This is a genomic window from Streptomyces sp. NPDC035033 (assembly GCF_040636735.1).
In the GTDB taxonomy this organism is placed as follows: Bacteria; Actinomycetota; Actinomycetes; order Streptomycetales; family Streptomycetaceae; genus Streptomyces.
Genome location: NZ_JBEZUZ010000035.1, coordinates 15,184 through 34,784 on the forward strand (window position 1 = coordinate 15,184; position 19,601 = coordinate 34,784).

Below are 19,601 nucleotides of genomic sequence, written 5' to 3' on the forward strand. Positions count from 1 at the left end.
GGTCCGGTAGGCATAGATCTGCTATCCGGTCAGGGCAAGGTTGTGAAAGCAGGCGATGCCGAGCATGGCGTGGTGGACGCCGTCGCCTTTCAGACGACAGTCGCGCAGGATCTTCCAGGTCTTCATGCGGGCGAAGGCGTGCTCGACTCGGGTGCGGACTTTGCGGTGGGGGGGGGGGGGTGGGCTTCCTTCCAGGCTGGTGGCTCGGTCTGGCCGGGCTCTCGGCGGTGCGGGATGATCAGGCCGGTGCCGCGGTAGCCGCCGTCGTCTATCACGGTGGTACGGCCGACCGCGTCCTCGGCTCCGGACAGTGCCCGTGCCTTGCAGTCGTTGCGGTTGCCGGGCAACGGTCGACCGACCACCACGACCAGGCGGGTGTCGGCGTCGATGACCACCTGATGGTTGGTGGAATAGCGATAGTTCTTCGATTGCTCGGCCACGGTGTGGTCCCCGGTGGGTACCAAGGCGCCGTCCACGATCAGCACCGCGTCCTTGGCGAACCGCCGACGAGGGCGCAGCGCAGACCTCGGGCCAAGGTCGTCGACCACCCGGCCCACCGTCGACTTCGAGACCCCGAACAACAGGGCCAGTTGCCGCATCGTCAAGTTCGTCCGCCAATACGCGGCGACCAGCAGCATCCGGTCTTCCAATGACAGCTTCCACGGCCGGCCCAGACCCGGGGAGTCGGCACCCTCGCGACGCAGCGCGGTCACCAACCTGCCGAAGATGCGGGGACTCAGACCGGTGAACGGAGCTATCCATGACGGCTCGGACGCCGTGATCACGCCTGACACGGTCGAGATCATCTCAGAGCAAGATCACTTACGGGGCAACCCTTAGGCACACCGGCGTGATCAAAGGGGGGGGCAAAGGGACGAGCCCCCGGCCTCTACGCCAAGGTCGATGGGGACTGGATACCGAACTACCCGGCCCTGCCGGGGAAGTCGGGCCTCGGCGCGCCCACTCGCCTGATCGCCCAGGGTGCGAGCCGGCCCCGGGGGCGCGGGCGGCGCAGTGTCCTGGCGCCCTCGCCCGCAGCGCTCGGCGGCCTGGTGGTAGGGGTCTTGATCGCCATTGTGGGAACCGTCGGAAACAAGGCCGCAGACCCCCCGGCCTCACCCCCGGCCTCACCCCCGGCCTCACCCCCGGCCTCACCCCGGCCACCTCACAGGCCGCCTCGACACCGGCCGGTGAAGCGCCGGCGAAGACGGGTGCGACGTCCAAGACGACCAGTGCGCAGGCAGGAGACACGCAGGAAGAGATCCCCGAGGACGGCACCTTCCTGGTCGGTGAGGAAGTCGAGCCCAGGACGTCCTCCGCCTTCCTCCGGAACGGGGGATGTCCCGCTGCCCTGTGTGAGGGAGAAGCCGGCCGAACGCGATGTGCCGTGGCGAGATGTGCTCACCGCGCCCACCCGGTCCGGGCGCGCCGGACCCGTTCCCGGCGGGGTGGGAGTGGGCGTCGCTCGTGGTCACGACGCTTCTCCACCGTCTCGTCGAGCTGCGCTGCCACCCCGGCCTGTTTCAACCCGCGGTCGTGTCGTTGTCGGGGTGCGGGGCGGCTGCGGTGAGGAGGCGTTCCCAGGTGCGGGGTGTGGAGCCGTGGAGGGCGGCGAGTTCGGCGGCCGGGCGCCCCTTGGGCGTGCCGCCGGTCCGGGCGCGTGCCTCTCGTGCGATGTCGAGGCGGGGGCCTCCCGCGTAGGGGTGGGTTTTGCGGGGGCCTCGGGGTTCGCCGGTGGGGAGGTCGGGGATCGGCTCGCCGGCGAGGTAGGCCTCGGCCTGGGCGCGGTCGTGGAGGAGGAGGCGGCTGTCGGGCAGGAGGGAGGCGACGTGTACGCGGAAGGCGGGGCGTCGCGGCGGGTCACCTGTCGGGGCGCAGCGACCGCCAGATCAGTTCGGGCAGGACTTGCCGGGCCTCGGTGAGGTCGGCGTCGTACGTGCTGGACAGCCAGCGTCGCGCGACCTCGGCGATCGGCCCGATGACGATTGCTTCGATCAGGGATTCGGGGATGGGCGCGATCTCGCCCGCCGCGATCCGCGGGGCCAGCCACGCCGCGGCGGTCTGCCGCAGCGGTTCCTTGGCCGCGCGGATCTCCTCGGCGTGCGCGGTGAGGTAGCCGGCGTAGGCGGAGGCGTGGAGGAACAGCGCGGCGTCCGCATGCTCCTCGGTGAAGCCCAGGTACGCCTCGACGAGCGCCCGGACCCCCGACGGACCGGTGAGGGAACGGGCCAGGGCGCTGCTCATCCGATCGAAAAGCTGCTTCATGCAGCGGGCGTAGAGGGCCGCGGCGAGACCGTCGAAGCTGCCGAAGTGGTGGTAGAGGCTGCCGGCGCTGATGTTGCTCGCCTTGGTGACGGCGTGCACCGTGAACCCCTCGTGGCCGGACTCGGCATACACCTTGAGCGCCGCTGTGAGGAGTCGGTCGGCGGTGACCTCACCGCGAGGCTGCTTGGGGGGCACGACCGCATCGTACGTCCGGGCGGGAAACGACCGGAAGAAAAACCAGAAGATTTTTCTAGAAAAAAGATTTAGTTCTTGCTACGGTGCGTGGCACCGTGACAGTACGGGGGAGCCGATGACTGGAAGATTCTCCGCGCTCGACGCCGACGATCCGGACAGCGTCGGCGGATACACATTGCGGGCCCGTATCGGCGCCGGCGGCATGGGGCGCGTCTACCTGGCCTTCACCCCGGGGGGCCGACCGCTCGCCGTGAAGGTCGTACGGCCCGACTACGCGCACGACCCGGAGTTCCGGCGCCGTTTCAAACGGGAGATCGAGGCAGCCCGCAGCGTCGAGGGCCTCTATACCGCCCCCGTGGTGGACGCGGACAGCGAGGCGAGCCGGCCCTGGCTGGCCACCGCCTACGTGCCGGGCCCTTCGCTCGCCCAGGCCGTCGACGAGCACGGACCGCTCCCCCTGCCCACCGTCTTCCGGCTGATCGCCGGCGTCGCGGAGGGCCTCATAGCCGTGCACGCCTGCGGGCTGGTCCACCGCGACCTCAAACCAGCGAACATCCTGCTCGCCGACGACGGCCCCCGCGTCATCGACTTCGGCATCGCCCACGCCGCGAGCGCGACCGCCGCCACCGTCACCGGGCTGCGCATCGGCACCCCCGCGTACATGGCTCCGGAACAGGTGCGCGGCCGTTCGGCCGGACCGCCCACCGACGTCTTCGCCCTCGGCAACCTCGCGACGTACGCGGCGACCGGCCGAGCCGCTTTCGGTGAGGGCAACAACGAAGCGCTCTTCTACCGCATCCTGCACGAGGACCCCGAACTCGACGCCTGCCCGAAGCCGCTGCGCGCCCTCGTCCGCCGCTGCCTGGCCAAGGATCCCGCCGACCGCCCCGGTCTCGCCCAGATCATGTCGTACGCCGCCGACCGTGCCGGGCACGAGCCCTCCGGCCTTGCCCGCGGCTGGCTCCCCGATCCCCTGGTCGGCACGCTGGCGGCGTACGACACGGCGAAGTACCTGGACCCCAAGAGGCCCCGAGGGTCCGGGGCTTCCGAGGAACCCGCGAAGCGTAGTGCGACGGCCACCACGGAGAAACGCCCCGCGCCGAAGCCGACGAAGCACCTCACGGACGGCAGAAAGCCACCGGAGGCCGAGAAGAAGCCGAAAAGTCCTGAGCGGGCCGCGCCACAGCCCGGGGCCCGGCCGGGGCCGACCGCCGGAGGGAACTCCGGCGGGACGTCGGCTGCCCTGGTGGCGGTCTCCTTCGCCGCCGTGCTGATCTCCGTGTTGTTCGCCCTGAGTGTGTGGACCTCCGGCCGGGACACGGACGACGCCGGGGGACCCCCCGACAGCACGGCCACAGCCGGCCCCACCACTGAGGCCACCGACCCTCCCGCGGACGAACCGACGGACGAACCGACGGACGAGCCCGAGGAGACCGAGGAGCCCACGCCCGCTCCGCCGGACCCCGAGGACGAAGCTTTCGCCGCCGTCGAGGCCGACGACTGCCTGAGCAACTACAAGGAGGACACCTTCGAGTGGAACTCCAGCACACCCCGCGTGTCCTCCTGCTCCGACCCCGGCTCGTACTACCGGGTGATCTCCGTCTCCGAGGACTACGACGGCTGCGAATCGGAGGACATGACCTGGTCGCACGACAACGACGACGGCAGCGAGATCAACCTCTGCCTGAACCGGAACTACCTCACCGGGCAGTGCATGCTCGGCACGGTCGATGACGACAGCCTGTCGGTCTACTGGAACAAGGTGACAGGCTGTGAAGAGCCCATCCCCGACGAGTACGGGTACATCGTGCGGATCACCGAGGTCTACCCGGGCGGCGCACCCGACGACGCCTGCGCCGGCGAACGGAAGTGGAGCCCGGACAACGGCGGCGACTTCTGCGGTGACTGGGTGCGACGACGCTCCGAGATGCCGGAGATCTGAACCCGGCACGCAGAGTCCGTCACCGCCCCGCCCGCGTACCGCCTACGGTCAGCCGCCATGAGCCTGCCGTTTCCGTTTCCGTTTCCGTTTCTGTATTCGTGTCCGTTTCCGCGCGGACCGCCGGCTCCGGGCGGAAGGCGCCGGCACAGGTCGGCCTCGCTGGTGAGCGGATCCCTCGCTTCTTCCACGGTGCGGCGCTCAGGCAGCGCGGCTGCTGGTGACGAGGTGCCGGAGAGTGGTCGCGTCGCGATCTCCGTCATTCCGGTTCGCGGACAGGGGCACAGCGACGCTTGGGAGAGGCGGGACGGTGCGAGATCGCCTCTCCCGGAACCGATACCGGAGGGTGCGGCAGCTCGGCGAAGGCGGAATGGGCCATCGGTGAGGCCGGTGAGGCCGGTGAAGGGGACGACAGGGGCCCGTGCCTGGTGATGGAGCCAGGTCGTTCCGTGGGGATCACCTGACTCCCCGGGGGTGACCTGGGACGTCCGTGTGCGTCGCTGGAACCGAAGCCAGGGGGCGTATCGGGTATGCGGGACATGCCGCCGCACCACAGTAGGAAAGGCATACGACTGTGTCCCGGGAGGTCGCTGTGGTGGAGTGGGCAAGGGTGTCGACGGCTGCCGATCTGGTGAAGGCGTCCCGGGCCGGGGTACCCGCCATCGAGGTCGACGGTGTGGTCCGTGGGATGCCGATGATCACGCTTGCGCCGGGAGTACGGCTGCGCGGCGGCGTTCTGGAGTTCGGCGCCCAGGGCGTGCGGCTGACGTGGGACAACGTCCTGGAGGACGTGACCGTGCACTGCCCCGAGCACGAGGCCGCGATCCTCGACGACACCTCCGTGACCGACTTCGGCACTCTCACGCTGCGGGGAGTGCGCACCACGGGCCAGGTGCTGCTGCTCGCCCGGGAGGCCGTGCGCTCGGGACACGTGGCAGCGGCCGACGTGGTCGTGGAGGCGGCTGATGTGCGAGGACGCGTCCAGCGTCCGCACGGCTTCGGTGCCGATGCGCTGCAGGGTGGTTTCACGTGGTGGAACCCCATGGCGATGGTCGGTCGCCGACACGAGGCGGTGTCCTGTGTTCTGGTGGCCGACAGGGTGCGACACGTCCCCAGGCGGCTCACTGTCATGGAGGCGGCACATCACAGTGACCCTCCGCCCGGCCTCGGCCGACGGAGAGCTCGCTGCTCGCCGCCCCGACGCACCCCCGTCTCCTACCGAAGACATGTGGCCCCCGCACCGGTCGGCGGCCCGGTCTGTGGCCGGCGCACTGCTGCCGGCCGTCGGCCTCCTCTACGCTGCGCACCGTGATCGCGAAATCTGCCCCCACCCGCTCGTGCCGCGGCATCACCGTGCCCGGCGAGGAAAGAATCCGTGCCCGCCCCGGGCTCGCCCGGGGGACCGGGCTCATACCGCCGGGCGCCTGGTCGCGCGGCCGCAGCACTCCGGGAGGCACTCGGTGACGGCCGGCGACCGGCCGTGGAGCACGGAGCGCGAGGGCCGGCAGATCCCGCTCGGCGTGCCCGACACGGCGGCAAGGCTGCGGACGATCGTCGCGGAACTGTCGGACCGTTTCTACGAACGGGACGACGTGGTGCGCGCGCTGGTGGTGACGCTGCTCGCCGGGCAGCACTCCCTGGTGCTCGGCCCGCCCGGCACGGCCAAGTCCGAGATGGCCCGGGAGCTCACCGGCCGGATCGAGGGGGCGTCGTACTGGGAGATCCTGCTGTCGAAGTTCACCGCTCCGACGAGGATGTTCGGGCCCATCGACGTGGCCGCGCTCTCCCGGGGCGAGTACCGCCAGGTCTACGAGGGCCGCGCCACCACCGCGCACATCGCGTTCATCGACGAGATCTTCAAGTGCTCCACGGCCGCGCTGAACGAGACGTTGGGCTACCTCAACGAACGGATCTACCACCCGGAGAACGGCGGTGAACCGATCCGCTGCCCCCTGATCGGCGCGATCACCGCGAGCAACGAACTGCCGGAGGGCGACGACTCGGCCGCGATCTACGACCGGTTGCTGGTGCGGATCGAGGTCGGCTACCTGGCGGACCCGTCCAACTTCGCCGCACTGGTCCGCTCCGCCGTCGGCCGCCCGGCCGCCCCCGCCCGGACCACCGTCGGACTGGCCGCGCTGCAGCGGGCCGTGGCCGAGTCCGTCCCGGGCATCTGCGTCCCGGACGCGATCGTGGACGCCGTGTGCACCCTGCGCGCCGCCCTGCGCCGCAAGGAGCTCGTCGCCTCCGACCGCCGCTGGCGGCAGGCGGTGCGACTGCTCCAGGCCTCCGCCTACCTGGACGGCCGCCCGGCGGTCGCCGAGACCGACCTGTCGATGCTGACCCATGTGCTGTGGGACTCGCCCGCCCAGCGCCCGACCGTCGAACGGGAGGTGCTGCACCTGGTCAATCCCGACGCCAAGGAGGCTCTCGACCTGGCCGACACCATCGACGAGCTGGAGGCCCAGCTCGACGCCATGGCCGGGCAGTCCCGGGAGGCTCTGAGCGAGTGGGTCATCAAGAACGCCCACGGCAAGCTCGCCATGGCGGGCAAGCGGCTGGAGACGCTGCGCGCGGAGGCGGCGAACGCCGGTCGCTCGACCGCCGCCATCGACCGCGTCACCGGTCGTCATCGCGCTGTCCGTGCCCGGGTGCTCACCGAGGCCCTCGGCGTGGACGTCGGCGCGGTGGAGGCGCGGCCGTGAGCGCCGGGGAGACGGGGACGGGAGCCGCGGACGGTGCCGGCGGCGGGACGCCTGTCGCGCTGGACGCGTTGGTACGCCGCTCCGGGGCCTGGCTGGGACTGGGCGACGGGCGGCCCGGGTGGCACACCGCGACGGTGGTGGCGGGCCCCTTCGAACGGATCGCCTGGCGCGACACGCTCGCGCAGTCGGCCGCGCTGCGCGAGCTGGCCGACGAACTGCGACCCCCGCACGCCCACATCGACGATCTCCTCGCCGATGTCTTCCTGGCCGCCTACCAGGAGGCGGAACCCCGGCTGCGCGAGCCCGCCGAGATGGACCCCGCGCGGCTGGCCGACCACGGGATCGTCACCGCGCTGGTGAGGTCGCCGGACTTCGCCGAACTCCGCCGGGAGACGGCGGGCGACCCCTACGCCGCCGCCATGGCCGTCCTCGTCCAGGCGACCGCTCTGCGCCGGATGCTGGTGCGGGCCTGGGACGCCCGGGAGTCGGCCGGCCGTGCGGGCACGGCCCTGCGGGACGCTCAGGACGCCGCCGCTCGCGTGGGCGAGGCGCTCAGGAGGGCCGCTGCCGCGGCCGGCGAGGACGGTGCCGTGCCGGGCCCGGTCGCTGCCGCCGCCCAGCGGGCGCTGGAAGCCGCGGAGGCGGCCGAGGACGCCGCCCGGCAGGCCGCGCGGGCCGCCGCCCGGGCCGTCGCCGCGGCCGCCGCCGACATCGAGGTCATGGCGCGCAACGCCACCGCGCGGGCCGCCGAAGCGGTGCGGCACGAAGCCGCGCTGCACCGGGCATGGGGTGTCGGCCCCGGCGAGCTGGAGCGGATGCCGTTCGGGGAACGCGACCGGCTCGCCGAGCGGCTGCGCGGCGGCCGCCTCGCCCGGTGGGCCGAACTGATCGGCCGCTTCCGGCAGATGGCCGGTGGCGAACGCGCCCGCAGGGTGGAGAACACCACCGGCGAGCTGGTCGGCGTCACCCTCGGGGACGACCTCTCCCGCGTGCTGCCCTCCGAACTGGCCCACCTCGGCCTGCCCGGTCTCCGCGCGGTCTTCGCCGCCCGGTACGCCACCGGGCAGCTGATGCTCTACGACGGCCAGGGCGAGCAGAGCACCGGCAAGGGCGCCGTCGTCGCGTGCGTGGACACCTCCCATTCCATGTACGCCGAGGGCCCCGACGGCATCACCCGGGAGGCCTGGTCCAAGGCATGCGCCTTGGCGCTGCTGGACCAGGCCCACGCGGCGGGGCGGGACTTCGTCGGCATCCTGTTCTCCTCCGCCGACGAGCTCCGCGTCTTCCGCTTCCCGGCCGGCCGGCCCGCCTCGACCGCCGAGGTCGTCGACTTCGCCGAGACCTTCCTCGGCGGCGGAACCGACTTCCAGCGGCCGCTGTCCGCGGCGGCGGACCTGCTGGCGGAGGAGTTCGCCACCGCCGGCCGGGCACGCGGGGACGTCGTCCTGATCACCGACGACGCCTGCGAGGTCACCGAGGAGTGGACGCGTGACTGGCGGGCCGCCAAACGCCGACTGGACTTCAGGCTCTTCGGCGTGGCCGTCAACAGTCCGGAAGCCACCGAACACGGCTCGGTCCTGGAAGCCCTGTGCGACAACCTCCGCAACATCGAGGACCTCACCGACGTACACGCCACCGCCGACCTCTTCCGGCTCGTCTGACACCGCCGGGCCGGACAGGCCGGTGGGCTCGGCCACGTGCGGGGGCCGCAGTGGATGAGCACGCGGTAGCCGCGCACCCGCCCGCCGCGCCCCAGGTAGGCGTGGGCGACCTCGCCGCGGCGCAGCAGGATTCCCCAGCCGATGTCGTCCGCCGTGCGGTCGTTTCCGCACACGGGGCAGCCGTCCCGGCACGGTGGGACAGGAACGCCTCCGGCCGGCCGCCCGGAGCGGACACCTCGTGATCGTGAGCACGGAAAACTCCTCACGCTCGGGGGACTGCCCGGCGATGCGTTCCTTGCACCGGACCCTGCGACCGGGATGCCGCGGCAGGCGCGGCGGCGGCCCGCGCGTTCCTGACCGCCTGACACGTTCTGACGCGTGAGGCGACGAACCTCGGCGACGATGGCCGGGAGACCGGAACGCCGCAGGCTTCAGTGCCAGTTCTCGGCGTCGTGCAGGTACACCACCAGAGCGCGTCCGGTCGCGCGTGACGCCGCGCGGGCGATCTCGGTCGCGGCGGCGTAGTCATAGGCGTCGTCGGGGGCGGTCATCGCCGTCGGCGACGTCAAGACCCGGTATCCGCACACACTGCGCTTCCAGTCGTCCAGATACAGCGTTTCGCCGAAGGGCTGTTCCACGGGGTCGACGCGAGGATCGCGGTACTGCACCGGCCATTCACGCACGAGGTCACCGTGCCGGTGGACGGCCACCTTCTGAGCCTTGCGAAGGATCTTGTAACCCATGGGGATCCACTGGTGCAGATCAGGGGCGTCGAGCAGTGCGGCATCGGTGAACGCCGACGAGGGCCGGTGGCCTCCGAAGAGCATGTACTGCGTCTCGGCGCACCCGCTGTCGAAGGGGTCGATACGGTCCGCCTCGGTCGGCGGGTAGGGCCAGTAGTCCATCCTCCGATCATGCCCGGCACCTCTGACAGCACGGGGCCACGAGAGACCGGCCAAGGCGTTCCGCCACGGCCCCGTCGCCGGGTCGTCCGAACCCGGCTGGTTCGGGAGATTTCACCTTGCCGTTCACCGGCCCCCTGCGGGCTCTGGCGCGAAGGCCGCTCCGGCAGCGGGGTCTGGTCCGGCCGGCAGCTCCGGCCCTACCCCGTGTCGGGACCGTCCTGGCCCCCCGGGGCGTAAAGGCTGTACGAGCCGTCCTGACACCTTCCGCCCTGGCCACGGGCGGGAAGCGGCTCTGTACACGAGAAAAGGGGAGGGGGGCGTTTGTCGACGGCTTCGGGAGTCACTGGGCGCCTGCGTCCGAGCGGTCTATGACAGGGTGACGCCGGCGCCGCCGGCGATCTTCTCCAGCTCGCTCCGCAGCGCCAGGTTGCCCGGATAGTGGCGCTCGTCGAAGCGGGGCATGCCCCGGCGAATGTCACCCGCGGGAAGGGCGCCGAAGTCCGGGGGCGCGTCGGTGAGGAACCCCGGGCCAAGGGGCTGAACGCCACGAGGGCGACGCCGAGTTCACGGGCCGCCTCCAGGGTCCCCCGCTCGGGATTGCGCGTCCACAGGCTGTACTCGTTCTGCAACGCGGCGATCGGGTGCACGGCGTGGGCCCGCCGCAGGGTCGCGGCGGACACCTCGGACAGGCCCAGCGCCCGCACCTTGCCCGCCTCGACGAGCCCGGCCATCGCCCCGACGCTCTCCTCCACCGGCACCGCCCGGTCGAGCCGGTGCAGGTAGTAGAGGTCGATCGCGTCGGTACGGAGCCGGGCCAGCGCCTCGTCGACGGTACGCCGCAGGGTCTCGGGCCGGCCGTCGATGACGCGGCGGCCGTCGACGCCGGTCATGCCGCACTTGCTGGCCAGCACGATCCGGGCCCGGTGTCGGGCGAGCACCCGTCCGACGAGCTCCTCGTTGGTGCCGAAGCCGTAGAGGGCGGCGGTGTCGAAAAGCGTCACGCCCTCCTCCAGCGCCGTCAGGAGCAGCCGCTCGGCGTCCTCCGTAGAGGGCGCGACGCCGTAGGCGTGGCTCAGGTTCATGCAACCCAGGCCGACGGCCGGGACCTCGAAGGGCCCGATCTGGCGCGGGGCCCACCCCGCGCCGGCCCGCGTCGGCGCGGTCACGAGCCAGCGGCGACAGTGAGCTGCCGTTCCAGCGCCGCCAGCGTCCGGTAGCAGGGAAGGACCTGGGCGATGGACGAGTTCGGCTCTCGGCCCTCGCGGATGGCGGCGACGAACTCGCGGTCCTGGAGCTCGATGCCGTCCATGGACACGTCGACGCCGCTGACGTCGATCGGCTCATCCCGGCCGGTGAACAGATCGTCGTACCGGGCGATGTAGGTGCCTGTGTCGCCGATGTAGCGGAAGAACGTGCCGAGCGGCCCGTCGTTGTTGAACGACAGCGACAGGGTGCAGATCGCGCCGTTCGCCGCGCGCAGCTGGATCGACATGTCCATCGCGATGCCCAGCTCGGGATGGATCGGGCCCTGCAGGGCGTTGGCCTGCACGATCGGGGAGCCGGTCTGGTACGCGAACAGGTCGACCGTATGCGCGGCGTGGTGCCACAGCAGGTGGTCGGTCCAGGAGCGCGGCTCCCCGAGCGCGTTGAGGTTCTGCCGGCGGAAGAAGTACGTCTGCACGTCCATCTGCTGGATGTTGAACTCACTGGCCTCGATCCGTCGACGCACCCACTGGTGGCTCGGGTTGAAGCGGCGGGTGTGGCCCACCATCGCGACGAGCCCCGTGCGCTCCTGCGCCGCCACGCACGCCTCGGCGTCGCCGAGGGAGTCGGCGAGCGGGATCTCGACCTGCACGTGCTTGCCGGCCTCCAGGCAGGCCAGGGTCTGCGCGGCGTGCAGCTGGGTGGGGGTGGCGAGGACGACGGCGTCGATGTCGTCCATGGCCAGCACGTCGTCCAGGGTGGCGACGGCCCGTCCGACGCCCTGGTCGGCGGCGAACTTCCGGGCGCGGTCGAGGCTGCTGCTCACGACGGCGGCGACTTCGACGCCCTCGATACGCTTCAGCGCGGCCGCGTGCTTGGCACCGAAGGCGCCGCCGCCGGCCAGGGCGATCCGCAGGGTCCGGTCGTCAGTCATGTCACTCCTCCTCGGCGGGCTCGTCGGCCCGGGGACGGTTTTCCAGGATCAGGTGCCCGACGGCGGTGTTGGACGCCGGGACGTGGTAGAAGCGGTGCTTGACCTCGACCTCGCCGGAACCGTCGACGTCGCTCAGCGCGCCGCGCGCGATCAGCCACATGACCAGCTCGATGCCCTCGGAGCCGGCCTCCTCGACGTACTCCAGGTGGGGGACCTCGGCCAGTCCGGCCGGGTCGTCGACCAGCCGGTCCAGGAAGGCGTTGTCCCATTCCCGGTTGATGAGGCCGGCGCGCGGGCCCTGGAGCTGGTGGCTCATGCCGCCGGTGCCCCAGACCTGCACCCTGAGCGGCCGGTCGTACGACTCGATCGCCTTGCGGAGGGCCTGGCCGAGCTTGAAGCAGCGGGCGCCCGAGGGGACCGGGTACTGCACCACGTTGACGTGGAACGGGATGACCTTGCACGGCCACTTCTCGACGTCGCCGAACATCAGCGACAGCGGCACGGTCAGCCCGTGATCGACGGCCATCTCGTTCGCGAGGGTGAGGTCGAAGTCGTCTTGGATCAGCGCGTGCGCGATGTGCGCGGCCAGGTCGGGATCGCCCTCGACGCCGGGGACGGGACGGGGTCCGTACCCCTCGTCGGCGACGGGGTAGGACGCGCCGGTGCCGAGCACGAACGTCGGGACCAGCGACTGGTCGAAGGCGCTGGCGTGATCGTTGTAGACGAGGAAGACCACGTCGGGGACGTTCTCCCGCTCCCACGCCTTGGAGTACTCGTACCCTTCGAACACCGGCTGCCAGTAAGGCTCGTCGGTCTTGCCGTGGTCGAGGGCCGCGCCGATCGCCGGGACGTGCGAGGTGAAGACGGCGCCGGTGACCGCGGCGTGGACGCCCGGGGCCGCCGGCGCGTGGGCGGCTTCGAGGACGGCGTGGTCGATGCGGTTGCCCTCGACGGAGCGGCCACCGCCGGCCATCATGGCGCGGTACTCCTCCTCGGTCATGCCGGTCATCGAGCCCGCCATCTGCTGGAACGAGAAGCCCAGCGTGGCACCCCACTTGGCGAGGAAGTAGATGTTGCCGCCCTCGCGCATCGCCGCGTTGAGGTCACGGTCGAGCAGCGCCCGCTTCTGCTCCTCCCGCAACGGCCACGCGTCCAGGTAGGCGCGCTCGTCGGCGAGGTACGCCGCCCGGTTCTCCGCCGTCATCAACGACATGCAGAACTGGTTGAGGTGGTACCCCTTCGCCGACTGCTCCGAGTCGAAGACGGTCGTTCCCGGAACCAGCTTGTAGGTCCTGTCCAGCGCCATGCCGGAACTCCAATCGAGGGATCCTGTCGAGGGAAGGGGTCAGTGGCCCTCGGGCCAGTACAGGCGCGTCGGGTTGTCGACGAGGAGCTTCTGCCGCAGCTCGGGCGTCGGCGCGATGTGCGGGACGAAGTCGACGAGCAGCCCGTCGTCGGGCATGTGGTCGGTGAGGTTCGGGTGCGGCCAGTCGGTGCCCCACAACACCCGGTCGGGGAACTCCTCGACCACCCGCCGGGCGAACGGCACGACGTCGCGGTACGCCGCCCGCTCCCCGTCGAGGGCCGGCGGGCCGCTCACCGAGAGCCGTTCCGGGCAGGTCACCTTGCACCAGATGTCGGGCCGGGCCCGCAGGAAGTCCAGGAAGGTCTCGAAGTCGGGCCCCTCCGGGTCCTTCGCCGTGTCCGGCCGGCCCATGTGGTCGACGACCAGCGGCACCGGGATCGACAGGAAGAAGTCCCGCAGGCCGGCGAGGTCGGCCGCCTCGAAGTAGACGACGACGTGCCAGCCGTACGGCGCGATCTTCTCGACGATGTCCAGCAGGTCCTGCTTCGGCGCCGCGTCGACGAGCCGTCTGACGAAGTTGAACCGCACCCCGCGCACGCCCGCCTCGTGCAGCTCCCGCACCTCGGCGTCGGTGACGTCCGGCCGCAGCGTCGCCACGCCCCGGGCCCGGCCGCCGGAGGCCCTCAGCGCGTCCACCATGGCGCTGTTGTCGGCGCCGTGGCAGGTGGCCTGCACCACGATGTTCCGGGTGAAACCGAGGTGGTCACGGAGGGCGAAGAGCTGTTCCTTGGAGGCGTCGCAGGGCGTGTACTTGCGCTCGGGGGCGTACGGGAACGTCCCGCCCGGGCCGAAGACGTGGCAGTGCGCGTCCACGGCGCCCTCGGGGAGCCGGAACTCGGGACGGCTCGGACCGGCGTACCAGTCCAGCCAGCCGGGGGTCTTCTCGAAACCGGTCATCGTCAGTCCTCGTACCGCAGTCCGAGCTCGGCCAGCGGGCCGCGCATGCCGTACATGTCGAGGCCGAGCTCGCCCGCGCGGAACCGCGCGCGCTTGCCCTCCTCCTTCGCCTCGCGCGCGGCCGATGCGGCCGCCACCTCGGCGGCCCGCTCGCGCGGCACCACGACGACGCCGTCGGCGTCCGCGACGATCGCGTCACCGGGGCGGACGAGGGCGTTGCCGCAGACCACGGGCACGTTGACCGAGCCGAGAGTGGCCTTGACGGTGCCCTTGGCGTGGACCGCGCGGGAGAAGACGGGGAAGTCCATGTCCTCCAGGTCGGCGACGTCGCGGACACCGCCGTCGATGACCAGGCCGCGGCAGCCCCGGGCGCGGAAGGAGGTGGCGAGGAGTTCGCCGAAGAAGCCGTCCTCGCTCTCGGTGGTGCAGGCCGCGACGACGACGTCGCCGTCCTGGATCTGCTCGGCGGCGACGTGCAGCATCCAGTTGTCGCCGGGCTGGAGGAGCACGGTCACGGCCGTGCCGCACATCCGGGCCTTCGGGTAGACCGGACGCAGGTAGGGGCGCATCAGCCCGACCCGGCCCATCGCCTCGTGGATCGTCGCGACGCCGTACTTCGACAGCTCGGTGACGGCCTCGGGGTCGGCCCGGTCGATCTTGGTGTGGACGACGCCGATCTCGGTGTGTTCCATGGGTGCTTCTCCTGGAGGGCGGGGGTCAGCGGCCGGCCGCGGCGAGGCGGGCGGCGAGGCGGGGGTAGACGCGCAGGGCGTTGCCGGAGTAGACGGCGGCGCGCTCCTCGTCCGTCAGGTGCGGGGTGGCGTCCACGTACCGCTTGGTGTCGTCGAAGTGGTGGCCGGTGCGCGGGTCGACGTCGCGGACCGCGCCGATCATCTCGCTGGCGAAGAGGACGGAGCGGCTGGGGATCACTCCGGTCAGCAGGTCGATGCCGGGCTGGTGGTAGACGCAGGTGTCGAAGAAGACGTTGTCGAGCAGCGCTTCCGGGTCCGGCCTGCCCAGCGCCATCGCCAGACCCCGGAAGCGCCCCCAGTGGTACGGCACGGCGCCGCCGCCGTGCGGGATCACGAACCGCAGCGTGGGGAAGTCGGAGAACAGGTCGCCCTGGACGAGCTGCATGAAGGCCGTGGTGTCGGCGTTGAGGTAGTGCGCGCCGGTGGTGTGGAAGGCCGGGTTGCAGGAGGTGCTGACGTGGATCATCGCGGGGATGTCGTACGCGACCATCGCCTCGTACAGGGGGTACCAGCTGCGGTCCGTCAGCGGTGGAGCCGTCCAACGGCCGCCCGAGGGGTCCGGGTTGAGGTTGACCGTCACCGCGCCCAGCTCCTCGACCGCGCGCCGCAGCTCGGGCAGGCAGGTCGCCGGGTCGACACCGGGGGACTGCGGCAGCATCGCGCCCATCGCGAACCGGTCGGGGTAGAGGGCGCTGACGCGGTGGACCAGGTCGTTGCAGATCCTCGCCCACGTCGAGGAGACGGCGAAGTCGCCGATGTGGTGAGCCATGAAGCTGGCCCGCGGGGAGAAGATCGTCAGGTCGCTGCCGCGCTCGTCCATGAGGCGCAGCTGGTTGCCCTCGACGGCTTGGCGCAGGTCGTCGTCGCTGATGACGAGGCCGTCGGGGTCGGGCGCGTCCGCGGGGGAGCCGACGGCCGCGATCTGCCGGCCGCGCCACTCGGCCAGTTGTGGGGGCGCGGTGGTGAAGTGACCGTGACAGTCAATGATCAAGGGAGGTCTCCTGGGGGTGTCGGGGCGGGAGCCGGCCGGGCCGGGAACGCGATCAGCCCTGGGCGCTGACGGGCCAGCCGGTGTACTGCTCCGAGAGGTACGTCCGTCCTGCGCGCGTGCCCACCACGTTGTCGAGTTCGCCGAGCTGGCGCCGCAGGTCGAAGGCCGAGGCGCCGGGCGCGGTGTGGAGCAGCCGGGTCATCCAGTACGAGAAGTTCTGCGCCCGCCACACCCGCTGGAGCGCCCGCGGCTGGTACTCGTCCAAAGCCGTGCCGTCGTGGCCGCCGAGGGCCCTCACCAGCACGTCCGCGAGGATCTTCACGTCGTGCAGCGCCAGGTTGAGGCCGCGGGCGCCGGTCGGCGGCACGGTGTGCGCGGCGTCCCCGGCGAGCAGCAGCGAACCCCAGCGCATCGGCTCCTGCACGAAGGACCGGAACCGCAGCACCGTCTTCTCGATGACGGGCCCCTCCTTCAGCCGGAAGCCGTCCTCGCCAGCCACCCGCGCCTGGAGGGTCTCCCAGACGCGGTCGTCCGACCAGGCGTCGACGGACTCGTCGGGGGCGCACTGGAAGTACATGCGCTGCACGGCCTCGGTGCGCCGGCTGATCAGCGCGAAGCCGTGCTCGGAGTGGGCGTAGACCAGTTCGGGCGCGCTCATCGGCGCCTCTGCGAGGATCCCGAACCACGCGAAGGGGTACTCCTTGCCGTACCGCGTCCGCCGGTCCTCCGGCACCAGGTCGCGGCACATGCTGCGGGACCCGTCGGCGCCGACCACGTACCGCGCGCGGATCTCGTGCCGGGACCCGTCGGCCGCCGTGTACCGGATCCGCGGGGCGTCGGTGGTGATGTCGAGGACTTCGGTGTCCCTGACGCCGAAGTGGACCGTGCCGCCGTCGCGCTGCCGCGCGTCGGCCAGGTCGATGAACACGTCGGTCTGCGGGTAGAGCCACACCGACTCGCCGACCAGCGCCTTGAAGTGGATCCGGTGCGCCCGGCCACCGAACCGGAGCTCGGTGCCTTCGTGCTCGTGGCCGTCTCGCAGGATCCGGTCGGAGACTCCGGTCTCGACCAGGTCCCGGGCCACGTCGGCCTCCAGGATCCCGGCCCGCTGCGTCGTCTCGATCTCGTGCCGGGTGCGGGTGTCCACCACGACCGTCTCGACTCCCGCGCGGCCGAGCCGGTGGGCCAGCATGAGGCCGGCCGGGCCCGCACCGACGACGGCGACGGGGACCGAGACGACGGTGTCGACGGGGGCATCGGCCATGGCAACTCCTGAGCGGCTGCGAACGTTGCGGACACCCCGCACGTTGTCACCCGGTCAGGGACCAGGTCGCTGCCGTTTCCGTCAGGCGGAAGTCCGTTCCGGCCGGAACTCAGGAGGCCGTACGGGTGCGGCGACCGAGCTCGTCGGAGATCCCGTGAGCGGCCCGCATGAGCGGCTCCCGCAGCCGGCGGGCGCGGCTCGCGTTCCGCGCCGCGATCACGACCCCCAGCGCGGCGGTCACGGGCCCGTTCCGGCCGAGCCGTACGGGTGCGGCCACCGCGACGGTGCTCTCCGAGAGCTGACGGTCGCTCACGAAGACGTGCTCGCGGCGGATCCGGTCCAACTGCGCCCGCAGGGCCTTCGGGTCGAGGACCGTGTGCGGTGTCCACGCGCGCAGCGGGGCGTCGAGAACCTCCTCCTGGATCTCCTGCGGCGCGTGTGCGAGGAGGACCCGGCCCATCCCGGTGGAGGCGATGGGGAAGCGCGTTCCGACCATGGTGAGCAGGTCCACCGAGCGGTGCCCGGCGATCCGCTCGACGAACGTGAGCTCCGTGCCCTCCCGCACCGCGAGCTGGACGTTCTCGTGCGTGACCTCGTACAGGTCCTGCATGAACGGCAGCGCCGCATCGCGCAGGATCTGGGTGCGCGGGCATCCCGAGGCGATCTCCCAGAGCCGCAGCCCCACGTGCCACGCCCCGTCCTCGGCCCGTTCGAGAACGCCCCAGCTCGCCAGTTCGGCCACCACCCGGTGCGCGGTGCTCAAGGCCAGCCCCGTACGCTGGGCGATCTCCGACAAGGTCTGCGACGGGTGTTCGCGGTCGAAGGCGGAGAGGACCTCCAGGACCTTTCCCGCCGCCGTGCTCCTGGATGCGCTCACGCCGACAGTCTCGCAGACCGATGTCGACGAGCTCCGAGGGGCGTCGTACCATCTGCCCGACACCGAGGAGGTGGCGTGGACCAGAACATCGTCGGGCTGTCCTCGATGGCGACACGGCCCCTGCTGGCCGACCTGTCCGAACACATCAGGCACACTCACAAACTGCCCGTACATTTCGATTCCGCCGGTGGGGTCGAGATCGCCCGACGGGTACGCGAGGGTGCCGAAGCCGATCTGCTCGTCCTCGCCGACGGCGCTCTGGCCGAGCTGGAGAAGGAAGGGCACATCCTCCGGGGCACATCACGGCCGCTGTGGATCTCGCAGGTCGTCGCCGCCGTGGCGGAAGGAGCGACTGCTCCGGCCCTCGACTCCGAAGCCGACCTGCGAACCGCGCTGACGTCCGCGAAAGGTATCGCCTACTCCACCGGGCCGAGCGGAACGGCTCTCATCGCCCTGATCACCCGACTGGGCCTTGCCGACACGCTCTCCGATCGACTGGTCCAAGCGCCACCGGGAGTGCCCGCAGGCAGCCTGCTGGTGGCCGGCCGGGCCGACTTGGCCTTCCAGCAGCACAGTGAGCTGATGGACCTGGCGGGAGTCACTATTGTCGGCCCGCTGCCGGGGGACACCTCGATCAGCTCGACGTTCAGCGGCGCTGTGCTGGGCACGTCAAGCCAGCCGGGCCGAGCCGGTGAGGTCCTCGACCTCCTCGGATCTGACGCCGCGTCGAAGGCCGCTCGATCCAGGGGCATGAGAGCTCCCGAGGCGTAGCTGTGTGTCAGCACCGTTGAGGGACAGGGACGACGGAAGTGGTGCTGTTGAAGGGGTCGTACCGTGCCGGAGCAGGCAAAAGTCGCTGAGCCGATGAGCCCTTTCCGACCTGGCGGTGCTGGCCGTGTGACGGACAGTTCGGTGGAACGACGAAGCTTCTGGTGGACGGGTTCTCGACCGAGACCGCCCGCAGTCACCAGGAGCTTCGCGTGCTTGTCCCCCTTCCCCGAGCTCTCGGCTTCGCTCGAGCAGGGGAGACCCCGTTCGACCGACCTGTCCAGTCGCACTCTGCGGTACCTGACCGGACGCCTCGCCGCCCGGCGAGGGGAGAACGGGACCCGAGGCGACGCCTGACCGCCGGCCGTCAGGCTCTGCTCGCCCTGGCCCGTCTGTGATGCGGTGACACCTACGCCCAGCTCGCCGCCGGGTTCGGTATCGGCATCGCGACCGTGTACCGGTACATACGCGAGGCCGTCGACGTACCGGCCGCGCTCGCACCCGTCCTGGCCGAAGCGATGAGCATCGCCCGGACCAAGGCGTCCGTGATCCGGCACCCTGCCGCCCATCGACCGGATCGCTGCCGACGCTCCGTACTGGTCAGGCAAGCACAGACGCGATGGCATGAACGTCCAGGTCCTCACCGATCTCTTCGGTTGGCTGCCGCGGGCCTCGCCCGCGCTGCCCGGCTCCAGGCACGATCTGGCCATTGCCCGCACTCACGGCCTTGTCGACGCGCTTACCGGGGCCGGCCCAAGCGGTGGCACCGTCGTCACAACAGCACGCACGCCACGATCCGCTGCTGCGGCGAACAGGCCGTGTCCACGCTGAAGGGCCGGCGCCTCCTGTGAAAGCTCCGCTGCAGCACCAACCGCATCA

At 71.4% G+C, this 19,601-nt stretch carries 15 protein-coding genes and 2 pseudogenes; 6 read left to right on the forward strand and 11 right to left on the reverse strand.

The features are described from left to right. Positions 1-21: 21 nt before the first annotated feature. Positions 22-794 (reverse strand): annotated as a pseudogene (locus tag AB0E83_RS16555) (transposase family protein). A gap of 1,066 nt (positions 795-1,860) precedes the next feature. Then, the gene (locus AB0E83_RS16560) at positions 1,861-2,460 is read right to left on the reverse strand and encodes a TetR/AcrR family transcriptional regulator (RefSeq protein ID WP_362111312.1); all 600 of its coding nucleotides are present in this window, start codon (positions 2,458-2,460) and stop codon (positions 1,861-1,863) included. A gap of 115 nt (positions 2,461-2,575) precedes the next feature. Between AB0E83_RS16560 and AB0E83_RS16565 the strand changes: the two genes are divergently transcribed. The 4 genes from AB0E83_RS16565 to AB0E83_RS16580 all read left to right on the forward strand — a co-directional run bounded on the left by AB0E83_RS16565 (position 2,576) and on the right by AB0E83_RS16580 (position 8,765). Further along, positions 2,576-4,402 (forward strand): protein kinase, encoded by a 1,827-nt coding sequence (locus tag AB0E83_RS16565; protein WP_362111315.1) that lies wholly within the window; start codon positions 2,576-2,578, stop codon positions 4,400-4,402. 607 nt (positions 4,403-5,009) lie between these two features. Further along, a complete protein-coding gene (locus AB0E83_RS16570) occupies positions 5,010-5,711 on the forward strand; it encodes a hypothetical protein (protein ID WP_362111318.1) in 702 nt (233 codons plus the stop codon). Between the two features lie 196 nt (positions 5,712-5,907). Next, a complete protein-coding gene (locus AB0E83_RS16575; protein ID WP_362111428.1) occupies positions 5,908-7,104 on the forward strand; it encodes an AAA family ATPase in 1,197 nt (398 codons plus the stop codon). A gap of 68 nt (positions 7,105-7,172) precedes the next feature. After that, positions 7,173-8,765, forward strand: coding sequence for a VWA domain-containing protein (locus tag AB0E83_RS16580; RefSeq protein ID WP_362111431.1), 1,593 nt, complete (start codon positions 7,173-7,175; stop codon positions 8,763-8,765). 431 nt (positions 8,766-9,196) lie between these two features. On the opposite strand, the gene AB0E83_RS16585 is transcribed toward AB0E83_RS16580, so the two are convergent. From AB0E83_RS16585 to AB0E83_RS16625, 9 genes are all read right to left on the reverse strand, one after another. Further along, positions 9,197-9,670 carry a hypothetical protein gene (locus tag AB0E83_RS16585; protein WP_362111320.1) on the reverse strand — a complete coding sequence of 158 codons (474 nt, stop codon included), beginning with the start codon at positions 9,668-9,670 and terminating at the stop codon, positions 9,197-9,199. Positions 9,671-9,867: 197 nt separating this feature from the next. Then, entirely contained in the window at positions 9,868-10,752 is an 885-nt protein-coding gene (locus tag AB0E83_RS16590; RefSeq protein WP_362111323.1) for an aldo/keto reductase, read from the reverse strand. A gap of 80 nt (positions 10,753-10,832) precedes the next feature. Continuing rightward, positions 10,833-11,807, reverse strand: a complete 975-nt coding sequence (locus tag AB0E83_RS16595; RefSeq protein ID WP_362111326.1) for a Gfo/Idh/MocA family oxidoreductase — start codon at positions 11,805-11,807, stop codon at positions 10,833-10,835. Between the two features lies 1 nt (position 11,808). Continuing rightward, entirely contained in the window at positions 11,809-13,113 is a 1,305-nt protein-coding gene (ligA, locus tag AB0E83_RS16600) for a protocatechuate 4,5-dioxygenase subunit alpha (RefSeq protein ID WP_362111329.1), read from the reverse strand. Between the two features lie 39 nt (positions 13,114-13,152). Then, complete coding sequence (locus AB0E83_RS16605; protein ID WP_362111332.1) at positions 13,153-14,070, reverse strand: amidohydrolase family protein; 918 nt, start codon at positions 14,068-14,070, stop codon at positions 13,153-13,155. A 2-nt stretch (positions 14,071-14,072) separates the two neighbouring features. Next, complete coding sequence (gene ligK / locus AB0E83_RS16610; RefSeq protein ID WP_362111335.1) at positions 14,073-14,762, reverse strand: 4-carboxy-4-hydroxy-2-oxoadipate aldolase/oxaloacetate decarboxylase; 690 nt, start codon at positions 14,760-14,762, stop codon at positions 14,073-14,075. A 25-nt stretch (positions 14,763-14,787) separates the two neighbouring features. Continuing rightward, positions 14,788-15,813, reverse strand: coding sequence for an amidohydrolase family protein (locus AB0E83_RS16615; protein ID WP_362111338.1), 1,026 nt, complete (start codon positions 15,811-15,813; stop codon positions 14,788-14,790). Between the two features lie 52 nt (positions 15,814-15,865). Next, complete coding sequence (locus AB0E83_RS16620; protein ID WP_362111341.1) at positions 15,866-17,077, reverse strand: 4-hydroxybenzoate 3-monooxygenase; 1,212 nt, start codon at positions 17,075-17,077, stop codon at positions 15,866-15,868. A gap of 109 nt (positions 17,078-17,186) precedes the next feature. After that, positions 17,187-17,954 carry an IclR family transcriptional regulator gene (locus AB0E83_RS16625; RefSeq protein ID WP_362111344.1) on the reverse strand — a complete coding sequence of 256 codons (768 nt, stop codon included), beginning with the start codon at positions 17,952-17,954 and terminating at the stop codon, positions 17,187-17,189. A 75-nt stretch (positions 17,955-18,029) separates the two neighbouring features. Here AB0E83_RS16625 and AB0E83_RS16630 point away from each other — a divergent pair, with 75 nt between their 5' ends. Both AB0E83_RS16630 and AB0E83_RS16635 read left to right on the forward strand, forming a co-directional pair. Then, positions 18,030-18,725 (forward strand): substrate-binding domain-containing protein, encoded by a 696-nt coding sequence (locus tag AB0E83_RS16630; protein WP_362111347.1) that lies wholly within the window; start codon positions 18,030-18,032, stop codon positions 18,723-18,725. 213 nt (positions 18,726-18,938) lie between these two features. Continuing rightward, positions 18,939-19,570: pseudogene (locus AB0E83_RS16635) on the forward strand (transposase family protein); the annotation flags it as partial. Positions 19,571-19,601 lie beyond the last annotated feature (31 nt).

Coding starts and splice junctions, on each gene's coding strand:
- AB0E83_RS16565 (WP_362111315.1), top strand. CDS start 2,576: ATGACTGGAAGATTCTCCGCGCTCGACGCCGACGATCCGGACAGCGTC.
- AB0E83_RS16585 (WP_362111320.1), bottom strand. CDS start 9,670: ATGGACTACTGGCCCTACCCGCCGACCGAGGCGGACCGTATCGACCCC.
- AB0E83_RS16590 (WP_362111323.1), bottom strand. CDS start 10,752: ATGAACCTGAGCCACGCCTACGGCGTCGCGCCCTCTACGGAGGACGCC.
- AB0E83_RS16595 (WP_362111326.1), bottom strand. CDS start 11,807: ATGACTGACGACCGGACCCTGCGGATCGCCCTGGCCGGCGGCGGCGCC.
- ligA (WP_362111329.1), bottom strand. CDS start 13,113: ATGGCGCTGGACAGGACCTACAAGCTGGTTCCGGGAACGACCGTCTTC.
- AB0E83_RS16605 (WP_362111332.1), bottom strand. CDS start 14,070: ATGACCGGTTTCGAGAAGACCCCCGGCTGGCTGGACTGGTACGCCGGT.
- ligK (WP_362111335.1), bottom strand. CDS start 14,762: ATGGAACACACCGAGATCGGCGTCGTCCACACCAAGATCGACCGGGCC.
- AB0E83_RS16620 (WP_362111341.1), bottom strand. CDS start 17,077: ATGGCCGATGCCCCCGTCGACACCGTCGTCTCGGTCCCCGTCGCCGTC.